12 protein-coding genes are annotated in these 12,568 nt (G+C 66.1%); 10 read left to right on the top strand and 2 right to left on the bottom strand.

Translation table 11 applies throughout. The annotated features are described in order from the left end of the window. The first annotated feature begins 22 nt into the window (after nucleotides 1-22). The 3 genes from ACSFBF_RS03670 (at nucleotide 23) to ACSFBF_RS03680 (ending at nucleotide 3,382) form a co-directional block, all read left to right on the top strand. Nucleotides 23-919, top strand: a complete 897-nt coding sequence (locus ACSFBF_RS03670) for a LysR substrate-binding domain-containing protein (protein ID WP_435464970.1) — start codon at nucleotides 23-25, stop codon at nucleotides 917-919. A gap of 82 nt (nucleotides 920-1,001) precedes the next feature. Then, nucleotides 1,002-2,675, top strand: coding sequence for an AAA family ATPase (locus tag ACSFBF_RS03675; RefSeq protein WP_435464971.1), 1,674 nt, complete (start codon nucleotides 1,002-1,004; stop codon nucleotides 2,673-2,675). Continuing rightward, a complete protein-coding gene (locus ACSFBF_RS03680) occupies nucleotides 2,672-3,382 on the top strand; it encodes an alpha/beta hydrolase (protein ID WP_435464972.1) in 711 nt (236 codons plus the stop codon). The genes ACSFBF_RS03675 and ACSFBF_RS03680 overlap by 4 nt, the downstream gene beginning before the upstream one ends. 1 nt (nucleotide 3,383) lies before the next feature. Here ACSFBF_RS03680 and ACSFBF_RS03685 read toward each other — a convergent pair whose 3' ends face one another. Beyond that, a complete protein-coding gene (locus tag ACSFBF_RS03685) occupies nucleotides 3,384-4,280 on the bottom strand; it encodes a LysR family transcriptional regulator (RefSeq protein WP_435464973.1) in 897 nt (298 codons plus the stop codon). Nucleotides 4,281-4,396: 116 nt separating this feature from the next. Here ACSFBF_RS03685 and ACSFBF_RS03690 point away from each other — a divergent pair, with 116 nt between their 5' ends. Together ACSFBF_RS03690 and ACSFBF_RS03695 are read left to right on the top strand one after the other, a co-directional pair. Continuing rightward, nucleotides 4,397-5,233, top strand: coding sequence for a hypothetical protein (locus ACSFBF_RS03690; protein ID WP_435464974.1), 837 nt, complete (start codon nucleotides 4,397-4,399; stop codon nucleotides 5,231-5,233). Between the two features lies 1 nt (nucleotide 5,234). After that, entirely contained in the window at nucleotides 5,235-6,215 is a 981-nt protein-coding gene (locus tag ACSFBF_RS03695; protein ID WP_435464975.1) for a Bug family tripartite tricarboxylate transporter substrate binding protein, read from the top strand. Nucleotides 6,216-6,226: 11 nt separating this feature from the next. Here the strand turns inward: ACSFBF_RS03695 and ACSFBF_RS03700 are convergent, their stop codons facing one another. Further along, nucleotides 6,227-6,748 carry a hypothetical protein gene (locus ACSFBF_RS03700; protein WP_435464976.1) on the bottom strand — a complete coding sequence of 174 codons (522 nt, stop codon included), beginning with the start codon at nucleotides 6,746-6,748 and terminating at the stop codon, nucleotides 6,227-6,229. 185 nt (nucleotides 6,749-6,933) lie between these two features. Between ACSFBF_RS03700 and ACSFBF_RS03705 the strand changes: the two genes are divergently transcribed. The 5 genes from ACSFBF_RS03705 (at nucleotide 6,934) to ACSFBF_RS03725 (ending at nucleotide 12,560) form a co-directional block, all read left to right on the top strand. Next, nucleotides 6,934-7,767 carry a DUF6502 family protein gene (locus tag ACSFBF_RS03705; protein ID WP_435464977.1) on the top strand — a complete coding sequence of 278 codons (834 nt, stop codon included), beginning with the start codon at nucleotides 6,934-6,936 and terminating at the stop codon, nucleotides 7,765-7,767. 5 nt (nucleotides 7,768-7,772) lie between these two features. Further along, nucleotides 7,773-9,122 (top strand): DUF5666 domain-containing protein, encoded by a 1,350-nt coding sequence (locus ACSFBF_RS03710; protein WP_435464978.1) that lies wholly within the window; start codon nucleotides 7,773-7,775, stop codon nucleotides 9,120-9,122. 226 nt (nucleotides 9,123-9,348) lie between these two features. Next, nucleotides 9,349-9,903: a hypothetical protein gene (locus ACSFBF_RS03715; protein ID WP_435464979.1), complete on the top strand. Its 555-nt coding sequence runs from the start codon at nucleotides 9,349-9,351 to the stop codon at nucleotides 9,901-9,903. A gap of 255 nt (nucleotides 9,904-10,158) precedes the next feature. Continuing rightward, nucleotides 10,159-11,835, top strand: a complete 1,677-nt coding sequence (locus ACSFBF_RS03720; RefSeq protein WP_435464980.1) for a sensor histidine kinase — start codon at nucleotides 10,159-10,161, stop codon at nucleotides 11,833-11,835. A 35-nt stretch (nucleotides 11,836-11,870) separates the two neighbouring features. Then, a complete protein-coding gene (locus ACSFBF_RS03725; protein ID WP_435464981.1) occupies nucleotides 11,871-12,560 on the top strand; it encodes a LuxR C-terminal-related transcriptional regulator in 690 nt (229 codons plus the stop codon). The last annotated feature ends 8 nt before the right edge of the window (nucleotides 12,561-12,568 follow it).

Consider the following 12,568-nt stretch of genomic DNA (forward strand, 5'->3'; position numbering starts at 1 on the left):
GCACCAGACTTGTTCTTTTCTCATGAACCATCACGTTCGCGCTCCTTCGACGATGTCCCTGATGTGCCTGGAGGCCAGCGCGCGGCTGCGCTCCTTCACCGCTGCCGCGCAGGAGCTCCGCCTCACGCAAGGCGCGGTGAGCCGGCAGGTGCAGACACTGGAAGACCGGCTCGGCGTCAGGCTCTTCACGCGCCGGCGCGAGGCCCTGGCGCTGACGGACGCGGGCCGCTACTACCTGGGCGAAGTCGGGCCGCTGTTGCAGCGGCTGGAGCGCGCCACCGCCAATGTGATGGCGCTCAAGGGCCGCGGAGGCGAGCTGTCGCTGTCGGTTGGCGCCTCGGTCGGCAGCTACTGGCTGATTCCGCGCCTGCCCGGTTTCACGCGCGACCATGGCGAGATCACGCTCAACCTGGGCACGCGCGTGGGGCCGGTGGACTTCAGCGCCACGCCGGTCGATGCCTCGCTGGAGTTCGGCGACGGCCAGCGGCCCGGCCTGCGCAGCGAGTTCGTGCTGCCGCTGGACCTCTCGCCCTACGCGGCACCGGCCTGGATCGCCGCGCACGGCAAGGCGGTCGATGCGAACACGCCGCGCTCGGCGTTGATCCACCACCAGACCCTGCCCGGCGCGTGGGACGAATGGTTCGCACGCGAAGGCATCGTGGGCGAGGCAGGACGCGAAGGGCCGCGCTACGACATCATGTCGATGGCCCTGAACGCCTCGCTGGCCGGCATGGGCGTAGCACTGCTGCCGCCCTACATGAGCGACGAGTCGGTGGCATCGGGGCGCCTGCGGCGGCTGTCGCGCCGCAAATGGCGCTATGCCAAGGGCTACTACCTCGTGTATCCGGAAGAGTCGGCGCAGATGCAGTCGCTGCAGGTCTTCAGGCAATGGCTGCTTGCGCAGGCAAACGACTCCTAGCGCCCTGCCCCCAAGTCTTGACCCAGGTCAAGCGCCAGGCCCAACCTCGTGGCTAGCATCGAAGGCGACACGAGGAGACACCGTGGAACTCGAGATACCGGAGATGCTGGCCGCTGCGCTGCAGGGTCAGGTCGGCGCGCAAACGCCGCTTGGCCTTCAACTGGGTGGGCTTGGCGCCGGAAGCGGTGTGCGCATCGTGTCCAGCCAGCATTTCGACGGGCACTCGCTCAACCTGCTCTTCCAGCTGGGCCTGGCCGCCGGCTCGCGTGACCTGGTGTTCCAGCTGCTTGCGCTGGACAACCTCAATGGCGAACCGCCCGCGCAGCCCATCTCCAGCCTGGAGTCGATGGTCCCGGCGCTGACCGAGTGGCTCGCGCGTGACCTGATCGATGGCTGGCTCTACCAGCGCGGCAAGGACGGCGTACTGTTGCCCTGGCTGGTCCATGCAGTGCGCCTTGTGCAGCCGGCGGACAACGAGGCCTACGTGCTGGTGGGCCTGCTGGCCAACACGCTGCAGGCCGCCGGCCGCGAGCCGCCCTCCGAACCGCGGTTGCGCTTCGCGGGCATGACCTGGGGCCTGAGCTTCTACGCCGAAGACCTGCCCGGCCGCACGCTGGCCGGCCTCTTTGCCGATCACGGCTTTCACAAGGAATGTGCCGAGTTCAAGCGCGAGTACGACAAGCAGGTAGCGTGCTTCACGAAGCTGCAGCCGCAGTTCGGTGCCCAGTTCACCATCGACGGCAGCGCCTGGACGGCCGGCGAAGGCCCCCGGGCAGGCATGGCGTGCCACCGGCTGCCCGAAGGCGCCGTGGCGCGCTGCGTGAACGACGAGGAACTGCTGCAGCGCCGCTTCGATCTGGCCGCCGATCCGCACTACTGGCGCGAGAGTGGTGTCGACAAGGGCTTCGACCGCATTCCTCAACACTGCTACCTGCACCTGTTCCACCTCGACTGGCACCGCAACATCTGGGTGCATGCGCAGCACGTGCTGGAATACAAATACCAGCCCGGCCTGCGCGAGCGGCTGGTGCTGCCGCAGGCGCATCGCGACCTGATCGACATCCTCACGGCCGACCGCTGCTTCCTCGTGGAAGACGTGGTGCCCGGCAAGTCGGGCGGCACCACCATTCTGTGCAAGGGCGCGCCGGGCCTGGGCAAGACGCTCACCGCCGAGGTCTATGCGGAAGTGGTCGGCAAGCCGCTGTACCGCGTGCATTCGGGCCAGCTCGGCGTGACGGCCAGCTCGGTGGAGGCCAGCCTGACGAAGATCCTTCAGCGCGCCGCGCGCTGGGACTGCGTGCTGCTGCTGGACGAGGCCGACGTGTACATCCGCCGGCGCGACAACGACCTGCAGCACAACGCCATCGTGGCCGAGTTCCTGCGCACGCTCGAGTATTTCAGCGGCCTGCTGTTCATGACCACCAACCGGGTCGGCGACATCGACGAGGCCATCCTGTCGCGCTGCATCGCGGTGATCGACTACCAGTCACCGGGCCCCGACGACGCGCGTCGGCTCTGGTCCACGCTGTCGACCCAACTGGGCGTCGAGCTTCCGGGCACGGTGATCGACAGGCTGGTGGTCGAATATGCCGGCGCCAGCGGCCGCGACATCAAGGAACTGCTCAAGCTCACCAGCAAGTACTGCCGCCGCAAGGAGCTGCCGCTGTCGACGCAGTCTTTCGCGCAATGCGCGGTATTTCGCGGCATCGCCTGTGCCTCGTCGCCGGTGTCGCCGCAGATGGGAGCGATCGAATGATCGACGCCAGCCTGCTGGGCGGCGCGCTGACTGGTCGCATGAGCTTTCGCCCGGGCGCTGTGCCCGTGGCCGCTCCGCTGCCACCCGGACGCCACGGCCTCTCGTTCGCCGAAGGGCGCGAAGCCGTGCTGGTGGTGCCCCAGGGGCTGCCCGCCGATGCACCGCTGCCGCTGCTGGTGATGTTCCACGGCGCGGGCGGCGAGGCCAACCGGGTGCTGCCGCATCTGGTGGCCCATGCGCGTGCGCGGCGCTTTCTTCTGCTGGCCCCGCAGTCGATGTACCCGACGTGGGACATCGTGGTCGGCGGGCATGGCCCCGACCTTGAACGGCTCGACGGCGCGTTGTCGACGGTAGCCGCGCATTTCCGCATCGACCCCGAGCGCCTGGCGTTCGCCGGTTTTTCCGATGGCGGCAGCTATGCCCTGTCGCTCGGCCTGACCAACGGCGATGTGGCCAGCCATGTGATCGGGCTGTCGGCGGGCTTCATGAACGCGTTCACGCAGACGGGGAAGCCGCGCGTGTTCCTGGCGCACGGCCGCTCGGACAGCCAGTTGCCGATCGAGACCAGCGCGCACCCGCATGCGCGGCGGCTGCTGGAGAGCGGACACGACCTGACGCTGCAGCCCTTCGACGGCGACCATGTCATCGTGCCGTGGGTGGTAGCGCGGGCGGTCGAGTTCTTCATCGGACCTCAGGCGGCGGCATGAATCAGAGATGCGTCAGCGCCTGCAGCAGCATGCGACTTGCCGGCGTGGGCTCGGTGAGCGCAGGCACGGCCAGGTAGCTCACGCGATTTGCCCAGGGTTCGTCGAGCGGCACGAAGGCGAGGTTGCGAAACTGCGCCTGCTGCTCCAGGCTGGCTTGCGGCAGCAGCCCGATGCCCAGCCCGCACTGCACCATGCGGCTTGCCGAATCCATGCCCTTGACCTGGATGCGCGTGCGCAGCCGAACACCGTGCTTCAGGGCCTCCTTGGCCACGCGGGTCGCCAGCGCGGTGCCGGGCGGGAGCTCCACCCATTCTTCTTCGAGCAGTTGCTCGAAGCGAAGGCGCTTGCGCTTCGCGAACCGGTGGCTCGCGGGCAGGATCACGACGAGCCGCTCCGCGCGGTAGGGGTGCAGCGCGAGGCCGGGGATCTCCCCTTCCGCGACGAAGACCCCGACGTCGGCACGCTGCTGCATCAGCAGTTCGACGATTTCCGCGCTCGTGTGCTCGGCCAGCTCGACCTTGATGCCCGGGTGCTCGCCCAGGAACAGCGAGAGATCCTGCGGCAGGTGCTGGACGATGGCCGAGATCGAGGCAACGAGCCGGATACGGCCGGTGACGCCGGCCTGGAGATTCTGCAACTCGTCGTCGAGGGCCTCGACACTGTCCATCAGCGTGTGTGCGCAGCGTGCGATCGACAGGCCCGCCGCGGTCAGCACCGCACCCCGGGCCGTGCGGCTCAGCACGGGAGTCTCGAGCTGCGTGATGCGGCGGCTCGCGGCCGAAGGCACGATGTGCAGCGTTGCGGCGGCACGCGAGAGGCTGCCCTCGCGCTCGATGGCGGTAATGAGCCTCAGGGTCGCCAGGTTCAGGTGGTCCAGCAGGGGGCGTCTAGGTTTCATGGTGGAGAGGGGAAGTTGCCGTAACGGCAACGCCGCTGTGCATAAATGTCGCTGGGCAGACGGCGGGGACTGCGCCAGCATGCGAGCCATTCCAACAGACAGAGACAAGCAGTGCCATGCAACAGATTCTGAACCTGCGCGATCTCTCGATGATCGAGCGCGTCCATGCCCGCGGCGGACGTTTTCGCTACTACCCGCTCCTGTCGGGCAAGGACGGAACGCCGGGCAATTTCTTCCTGCAGCTCTCCAACACCTTCAACGACTTCGACTCGCCGCGCCATCGCCACAACTTCGACCAGGTGCGCGTACAGCTCGAAGGTGACGCCGACTTCTCCCGCGACGGCGTCATGAAACCGGGAATGGTCGGCTACTTTCCCGAGGGCGTGTTCTACGGCCCGCAGAGCATCTCGGGCGAATCGCTCACGCTGGTGCTGCAGTTCGGGGGGGCGAGCCGCAGCGGCTACCTTTCGGAAGAAGCCTTCCAGCAGGGCATCGGCGAGCTGAAGGAAACCGGCCGCTTCGAAGCGGGGGTCTACAAGGTCGACAAGCCCGAGGGCGGCACGCGCAACCAGGACGCCTACGAGGCCGTGTGGGAGCACGTGAACGGCCGCGAGCTACGCTACCCCGAGAGCCGGTACGACAAGCCGGTCTTCATGCGCCCTTCCACCGCCGGCTGGGTGAGCGACGAAGCCCGCCCCGGCGTGTCGCGCAAGCACCTGGGCACCTTCTCCGAGGCGCAGACCACGCTGTCGCAGATCTCGCTTGCGGTGGGCAGCGAGGTCGGGATACCGCCGAACACCATCGTATTCGTGCTGGAAGGACAAGGTACGGCCGGCGGCGCCGGCGACCGCGACTGGGAGGCGCACTCTTCGCTGTACACCGGCGACGCTCTGGGCACGATGACGGCTGTCACCGGGAGCCAGCTTCTGCAGATCGAGTTGCCGAGGCTCTGACATGGGGCATCGTCATTTCGACAGCCGCCGCCGTACCGTGCTCGGCCTCGGCGCTGCATTGATGGGCGCACCGCTGCTCCATGCCCGAGCCCAGGACTTCCCCACGCGCCCGATCTCGCTGGTCGTTCCGTTCCCGCCGGGCGGTGGCTTCGACACCATCGCCCGACCGTTCGCGGACCGGCTTGGCAAGCTGCTCGGGCAGACGGTGATCGTCGACAACCGCCCGGGCAGCGGCGGCAACATGGGTACCGACATCGTCGCGCGCGCGCCGGCCGACGGCTACACCCTGCTGTTCGCCAACGACTACCTCGCGACGAACCCGAGCGTGAACCGCAATGTCCGCTACGACCCGCTCAAGGACTTTGCACCCGTCAGCATGATCGGCACCACGCAGGTGGTCATGGCGGTGCGGCCTGACTTTCCGGCAAGGAATTTCGACGAACTGGTGGCGCTGTCGAAGCAGAAGTCGCTGAGCTACGGAACGCCGGGCGCGGGCACTTCGCCGCACCTGGTGGGCGAATATCTTTCGACAATCTCGCCGCTGCGCTCGCTGCACGTGCCCTACAAGGGCACGGCGCCTGCGGTCAACGATGCAATGGGCGGGCAGATCGACATGGTCTACGCCACCTCGCCTTCGGTGGCAACGCAGATCGCGGCCGGCAAGCTGCGCGGGCTGGCTGTGTTCGGGGCGCAGCGCAGCACGCAACTGCCCGAGGTGCCCACTCTCAGGGAGATCGGCGGCCCGTCGGTCGACTACGAGGTCTGGTATTGCCTGCTGGCTCCCGCCGCCGTGCAGGCGCCCGTGCTCTCGGTGGTGCGCGACGCGACTCGGAAGGCACTCGATGCGGATCTGGCAGCAAGGCTGGCGAAGCTGGGCTATGCGGTGAAGTCCAGCAGTCCTGAGGAGGTCACGCGCGTTATCCAGGACGGCCTGCAGCGCTGGAAGGGCGTGGTTGCACAGGCGAAGATCTCCATCGAATAGAGCCGCGCTCCTCAGCAGAACGGATCCAAATCGGTGTCGACTCCGCAGAACGGGCACATGACCACCAGATTTCGGCCTGGCCGGACCCACATCCGCTGCAGGCAACAGCGGCACCGGATCACGATCTTCTCGATGGGCGCCGGATTTGCGGGCTTCAGCGAGTAGACGGAGTACGTGATCTGGTCATCCACGATGAACTCATTGCTGGAAAGGAAACCGGCAATGAACCCGTTCACAGGAAAAAGAACGCTCGAGCCGGGGACTTCCGGCCAGAAGAAGCGAGTCGCGGTCTCCGCGGGCGCACGTACCAGGCGCACCGCGCCCTTTAGCCGAGCCGGCTCGAATTCCAGATACGCGTCGCATGTCTTTCTGACCGTTCGACATATTCCGGTCAAAGGGTCCGGGATCAGCACGCCTGTTCGGTGCAGCTGGGTGCACAGCTTTGTCAAGGTTGCGCCTGGGCCGACGTCCGCTCTGAGGACGTGCAGGCCGGCACGCAAGCTTTCGAAATTTCTGGTCGGGTTCGGGTTCATTGGTTCAGTTTGCGCACGTCGCGCAGGAACCGAAAGGGGCATTTGTCCTGTTCTTGTCTGTCGAAAGAACAGTAGTCCAAAGCTTTCATATGTGACTATTGCACATGACAATGGTGGGTCGTGATCGGCGGCCGATGCCGCTGATCCTCTTTTGAACCGCACCTTCAGGAATACCGCACGCCTCCATGGAACACCGGTTGGACTGGGCCCTTGCTGCCTGCGCTCGCATTCTTCGCCCGGTGGTAAGGCTCGCCCTCGCGATGGGGGTCAAGCACCCCCACCTCGAGGAATTGCTGCGCGACCTGCTGATCGAAGAAGCCCAGCGAAGCTGGCGCGGCCAGGGCGTGCCCAAGCCCAACCTGAGCCAGTTGTCCATCACGACCGGCCTGAACCGCAAGGCGGTGACCGCCAAGGTCCGGGCTACCGTCGACCCCCTGCCCCACACCGAGCTGTCGGCAGCAGCCAAGACTTTCACGTTGTGGTTGCAGATGCTTACCCAGGATGACACTTTCAGGCGCCTGCCCATCACGGCAGGCAACGCCGCGCCTTCTTTCGAGGCCGTGGCGCGAATGAGCAGCCGCGGCGACGTGCACCATCGCGTCATCCTTGACGAGCTGGTGCGCCTGCAAATGGTGACCGAGGACGCAGGAGTGGTCGAACTCACGGCCGACGGCTTCGTGCCGGTGCAGGATCTCCAGTCCATGCTCGCCTTCCTGGGCGACAACGGCCGCGACCACCTGCTGGCGGCCGTCTCCAACACTCTGGGCGAGGAGCCCAGAATGCTCGAGCGGGCGGTGTACGCGCGCGGGCTCACGCTGCAGGAATGCGAGCAGATCCAGCGCCTCGTCCGGGAACGCTGGGCAGCCCTGCACCACGAGCTGGCGCAGGAAATGACACAGGCAGTCGACCGCGCCCCTGCCGGAGCAAAGGGGCGTATCAGGGTCGGCATCTATACCTATTACGAAGACGAGAGCGCGCCTGTGCTGCCCCGCCCACCAGAAAGCGAGCCCAAGCCATGAACACGATGAAGACACCCCGCCGGCTCATGCTCGGCCTTTTGTCCGTCGGCCTCATGGCCCTGCTGCTGTCCTGCGGCGGGGGTGGAGGCGGTGGCAGCGGCTCCGTGGGCGGCCTGGGCGTCGGCACGGGTGACACCACGCAGACGGGCACCGGAGGAGATACCTCTACAGGAGCGGGGACTGGAACTGGAACTGGCACAGGTTCCACGGGCTCGGGCGGTGCGGGCGGAGATACGACCGCCGGCAACGGCAACACGGACGGCTCTGGCGTAGGTTCGGGCGGCACTGGCGTGTCTGCCGACGCCGCCGGCATCGGTGCGGCGGACGGCCTGGGCAGCATCATCCTCAACGGGCTGCGCTACGACACCGACAGCGCCACCTTCATGATCGAAGACGCCACCGAGCTGCAGATCGGCATGAGTGCGCGCGTTGCAGGCAAGGTCGACGCCAATTTCACCAGCGGCGTGGCCACCCAGGTCCAGTCGGCCGCCGAACTGCGCGGCGCGGCATCGGGCATCGACACCTCGGCCGGCAGCTTCGTCGTGATGGGAACCCTCGTGAGCATCGACTCGGCCACCGTCTGGGCCGACGCGAACGGGCTGGCGGACGTCGGCGCGGGCAGCATCGTCCAGGTGTGGGGCCTGCCCAGCGCACCGGGCGCCCTGCGCGCCACGCGCATCCAGATCGCCCCCACCCTGACCGATCCGCTGGTCACAGGGACCGTGCAGAACCTGGACACCGTGCGCAAGACCTTCACGCTCGGCCAGCTGACGATCAACTTCAGCTCGGCTGCCTTCCCAGGCATGAACGCATCGTCGCTGGCCAACGGCATCATCGTGCGCGCCCGAGGTACCGCCGCGCCAGTCGCGGGCGTGCTCACGGCCACGACAGTGCAGGGCTGGTATGCCATCCCGGTGAGCGACGGCATTGCTGTCCAGCTGGCGGGCGTCATCACCGACTTCGCCTCGCGCGGCTCGTTCAAGGTGCTGGGCACGCCAGTCGACGCGACCAATGGGCAGATCACCGGCGGACCGGCGGGCTCGCTCGGCAACGGCGTGAAAGTCGAGGTCGACGGCTTCATGTCGGGCGGTGTGCTGGTGGTGAAGAAGCTGCGCATCCGCAACACGCCGGGCACCGGCGGCCCGGCTTCGTTCACGCTGATCGGCGCGATCGGCGCATACCAGTCGCCTGCCAGTTTCAGGGTCCGCGGCCAGCCCGTGGATGCAAGCGGCAGCGGAGTAGCCTTCGAGAACGGCACCGTCGCGAACTTGGCCAACGGCCAGCGCGTGACCATCGTGGGAGACCGTGTGGTCGACGGTGTGCTGATCGCACAGCGGGTGACGTTCACGCCTTGACTCGAGGCTGAGGGGCGCCCGCATTGCCTGGGCGCCCCCTTCTTTCGCTATCCACAGCAGATTTCATCCACGGCCTCACGGCCGTGGAGTGCCTCCTATCGACAAGGTCGAGCGGTTGATGTAAAACAAAATAATTAAAGTGAAAAAATCACATTTAAACCCGAATGACCCTCGGACCTCATGACGAACCGCTCGATACGCACAGAAGGTGCAGATAGGAGCATGTATGCCGCTCACCCTCCTCCTTCGACTTCTTCACGAGAAGTTTCCGGTCACGCTCACGGCTGACCCGGACATCAGGAACGCATCTGTCCTGCTGGCGACCGGACTCATCGAGGCCGAATTTCATTTCGATCACTTCGGCTATCAACAGTACGAGAGTGCCGTGGTGTTCGCCATCACGGACGAAGGACACGCGGAGATCGCCAGCCTGCAGACCGGCCACGTAGCAGCTGCCGAGGGGCAGAAATGGCCTGTCATGCCGCTCGACTACCTGCGCAAGATCGGCAATTCAGTATTCCCCCTGCGCGTCGACGATCCGACAGAGATCAACTCCGTGGCCGTGTTGAATGCAGCGGGCATGGTGGAGGCCACACTTCCTCCGGCCTGCCGTGCCCGGCAAACCCACCAGAAGTTCAAACAGGCGGTCGTCCTGCGGGTCACTCCCCTGGGCCAGACGGCGTTGGTCGCGCGGCGGATGGCAGCCTTGGAACGAGCGGCGAGCGGCCCTGTTGTTCGCACTGAACGGGTACCCGCAACTAACGCACTTCTTGTCGATTGAGAGTGGCGGCCCCTCGACAAGGGCTCGAAAAAGCCTGGGGAATGGATGAATGTTACTTGATGCAACAAACGTCACAAGCCATCCGGATGCATCGACCCCCAATTGTCTTTGACTACGAAAGTAGTAATGTGAAACCTTCACATACATCACTTTCAGGTGGGAAGAATGAATTCCAAAATGACACCGCCGAACTTCGATGCCCATCGCCGCATGGCTTGCCTGTCGTAGCGCACCTCGCGCCAAGGCCCCTTCTCCATGCTGGCCCGCACCACTGCCCCCGACGTCGACGCAAGCGTCGCCGCGGATGCCCTCATGGTGGCCCGTATGCGGATGGTGCTGTCGGTCTCCGCGCTGCTGGCTGTCGCGGTCGATGCCGGTGACAACCGGCTGCAGGTTCCCGTCTGGCTGGCCTTTTCCGGATATATCCTGCACAGCCTGCTGGTGTACGCCTGCACGCGAATGGGCCGCCCGTATTTCCAGGGCAGGGCCATCCACTGGTCCGACGTGCTGTGGTTCACGCTGATCATCTTCGTGACCGACGGCGTCCAGAGTCTTTTCTTCCTCTTCTACTTCTTCGCGATCCTCACCTCCTCGTTCCGCTGGGGTTTCGAGGAAGGCGCCCGCGTGACGGTCGCGTCGGTCGCGTCGTTCGCCGCCTGCGGCCTGGCCACCAGCACGGGCGGCGACTCGCCGCAGCTGCTGATGCGCACCACCTTCCTGCTGGCGCTGGGGCACATGATCGTGCACTGGGGCGGCTCGAAGCTGGGCCTGCAGCGGCGCCTCGCGCTCCTGGGCGATGTCTGTCAGCTTTCGAACCCCCGATTCGGGGCCGGCCGCACCGTCGCCCGCACGATGGAAAAGACACTGGCCTTCTTCAGGGCAAGCCACTGCATCCTCCTGACGCGGGACACATCCACCGGCAACTGGATCTTGCGCACGCTGCGCAAGAACGACGCCTGCGAACACGTCAGCGTCGAGACGATCGGCCGCATCGCCGAATCGCCCCTCATGGCGCTGGCGCCGGACCACACCGTGCTCTGCAACCGCCTGCCCTGGCCCCTGAGCTGGCTGTGTGCGCAAAGCCATGTCTTCGAAGCCGGCGCAAGCGGCTGGCGCATAGAGGACGACGAAGGCGCGCAGCGCTGCGCCGCAGTGATCGCCATGCTGGAGGCCCGCGCCTTCATCAGCGCCCCGCTGCCGATGCGGCTGGGCGAGGGCCGGGTCTTCGTGTCGTCCCGTGACGGACTGTTCAACAAGTCCGACGCGCTGTTCCTGGCGCACCTCATGGAACAGATCTTTCCGGTCATCGAGACCATCGAGGTGCTCGACCGCATGGCCTCCGAAGCCGCCGCTACAGAGCGCCTGAAGTTCGCGCTGGACCTGCACGACACGGCCGTGCAGCCGTACATCGGCCTGCGGATGGGCCTGTGCGCGCTGCGCAAGAAGGCGGCGGCCGACAACCCCCTGAGTGAAGATCTCGACAAGCTCGCAAGCGTGGCCGATGGCGTGATCGCCGACCTGCGCCGCTACGCCGGTGCGGTCAAGCACAGCGCGAGCAGTCCCTGCGGGCTTGTACTGCCCCATCTGCATCGCCAGGCCGAGCGGATCAAGGGGCTCTACGGCATCGAGATCGCCATCACCGTCGACGGCCAGGTCCAACTGGACGACCGGATGACCGCGGAAGTCCTGCAGTTGGTGGGCGAGGGATTGAACAACATCTGCAAGCACACCCAAGCGCGTCACGGCAGCATCCGCCTCGGCTGCAAGAACGGGCGCCTGCAGTTGCGAATCGAAAACGAAGCCTGTGAAGAGAGCTTCACGAAGTTCCTCCCACGCTCCATCACCGAGCGCGCTGCGGCTCTCGGCGGGCGGGCACAGGTGCACCAGTGCGCGAGTGGCGGCACCGCGGTGCTGGTGGAAATCCCCATCTGAGAAAAACAACCCAGAAGACAAATCAGGAGCCCGTCATGCAACCAGTTGCCCATCCCATCGGTGTCCTGCTCGTAGACGACCACCAGACCATGCTGTGGGGCCTGTCCAGGCTGATCGACGGCGAACAGCCGCGCATGCGGGTCGTCGGAACGGCCAGCTGTTGCGACGACGCAGTGGCAACCTCGGACGATCTCGCGCCCGACGTCATCGTGCTCGACCTCGATCTCGACGGCCGTTGCGCCATCGACATCCTGCCCAGGCTGTTGTCGAACGAGGTGTCGCGCGTCGTCGTGCTCACCGCGGAGCGCGAACAACGCACGCTCGACCTCGCCGTGCTGCACGGCGCGCGCGGCGTGATGCGCAAGGACGCCCCGGCCCAGCAGGTGCTCGAGGCCATCGAGCGCGTCTACAGAGGCGAGCTTTGCGTCGATGCGCAAACCATGGGCCGTGTGTTCTCCGAACTGACCTCGACGAAGAAGCCGCCGAAGGCCGACCCCGAAGCCGCCAGGCTGGCGAGCCTGACGCAGAAAGAACGGGAGATCGTCCGCATCGTCGTGGCCGGCAGCGGTGCCTCGAACAAGGCACTGGCCGAGAAGCTCTTCGTCACCGAGCACACGCTGCGCAACCACCTCACGTCGATCTACCAGAAGCTCGGCGTGACGAACCGCCTCGAGCTGTACATCTACGCGGTGAAGCACCAGCTCGACACGGCGCCGGTGCACTGAAGCAGCGC

Origin of the sequence: Variovorax nivicola, assembly GCF_051216475.1 — a bacterium.
Classification (GTDB): domain Bacteria; phylum Pseudomonadota; class Gammaproteobacteria; order Burkholderiales; family Burkholderiaceae_C; genus Variovorax.